This window comes from Amycolatopsis sp. NPDC051716, assembly GCF_040681595.1.
GTDB lineage: Bacteria > Actinomycetota > Actinomycetes > Mycobacteriales > Pseudonocardiaceae > Amycolatopsis.
In genome coordinates this window covers 1-1,268 of the sequence record NZ_JBFAZA010000103.1, presented here as the reverse complement: position 1 = coordinate 1,268, position 1,268 = coordinate 1, and the positions used below count along the sequence as shown (strand labels likewise).

The window sequence follows — 1,268 nt, the reverse complement described above, 5'->3', positions numbered from 1 at the left end:
GTGGAGTTGCCCCGGTGGGGCGGACACGGGGTTGTTAGGCAGCCGGGGCCTGACGATAGTTGGTTCGGGTTTCGGCTGGGGTGTTCTGGCCGATGGTGGAGTGCAGCCTCTTGTGGTTGTAGTAGCGCAGCCAGGTGAACACGTCTCGGCGGGCCTCGCTGCGGGTGGGCCAGATCGAGGCACCGATCTCGGTTTTCAGCGTGGCGAAGAAGGCTTCGGCGACCGCGTTGTCGTAGCAGGACCCGACCCGCCCCACTGACGGGCGGATCTTGTGTTCGGCGAGGGCGGCGCGGAACTGGCCCGAGGTGTATTGGACGCCGCGGTCGGAGTGAAACACCGCCTCGGGCTGGATGAGGCCGCGGGCGGTGGCCAGGTCGATCGCCTGGCAGACCAGGTCAGTCCGCATGTGCTCAGCCATGGCGTGGCCGACGACTTCGCGGGTGTGCAGGTCGATGACGGTGGCCAGGTAGAGCCAGCCTTGGAAGGTGGGCAGGCAGGTGATATCCCCGACCAACCGGGTGCCGGGAGCGGAGGCGGTGAAGTCGCGGCGGATCAGGTCGGCCACCGGGGTGACCGGACCGGCCGCAGGCCGGGTGGTGGTGCGGCGTTTGCGGCGGGTGATCCCGGTCAGCCCGAGTTCGCGCATCAGCCGCTCGACCCGTTTGTGGTTCACCGGGTGGCCGCGGCGGTGCAGTTCGGCGGTGATCCGCGGGACCCCGTAGGCCCCGCGGTGCTCGGCATGAATCCGGCCGATAAGGATGACCAGTTCGGCCTCGGCCTCCGCCCGCGCAGCCCGGACCTGCTCGGCGGCGACCCACTCATGGAAGCCTTGCCGGCGCAGCCCGAGGACTTGGCACAACCGCTTGACGCCGTAGGTGGTGCGGTGTTCGGAGATGAACCGGTAGCGGTAGCTCATCGATCCATCTCGCGCGCAAAATAGGCGGCTGCTTTCCGCAGGATCTCCTTCTCTTTCTGCAGCTCAGCGACCTGTTTGCGCAACCGTGTCACCTCATCGGCCACCGCCTGGTCCTCCGCCGATGGGCCGGCTTCGGCGGCCTGTTTGGCGACGTTGACCCAGGACCGCAGGGTCTCGTGGTTGACCCCCAACTCCCGGGCGATCTGCCGCAACGGACGATCACTCGAGTTCACCAGCTCGACCGCGTCGCGACGGAACTGCTCCGGATACTTCGACCTGCGAGACACCAGGACATCCTCCCTCCAGACCACTGTCTGGAATCAAGGTGTCCGGCTCCACGGGGCAACTCCAC

At 67.4% G+C, this 1,268-nt stretch carries 2 protein-coding genes; both read right to left on the bottom strand.

The window, feature by feature from the left end:
- Window positions 1-34: 34 nt before the first annotated feature.
- Window positions 35-916 carry an IS3 family transposase gene (locus tag AB0M30_RS47675; RefSeq protein WP_364599328.1) on the bottom strand — a complete coding sequence of 294 codons (882 nt, stop codon included), beginning with the start codon at window positions 914-916 and terminating at the stop codon, window positions 35-37.
- Entirely contained in the window at window positions 913-1,203 is a 291-nt protein-coding gene (locus AB0M30_RS47670; protein WP_364599325.1) for a transposase, read from the bottom strand. Before AB0M30_RS47670 ends, AB0M30_RS47675 begins: the two co-directional genes overlap by 4 nt.
- Window positions 1,204-1,268 lie beyond the last annotated feature (65 nt).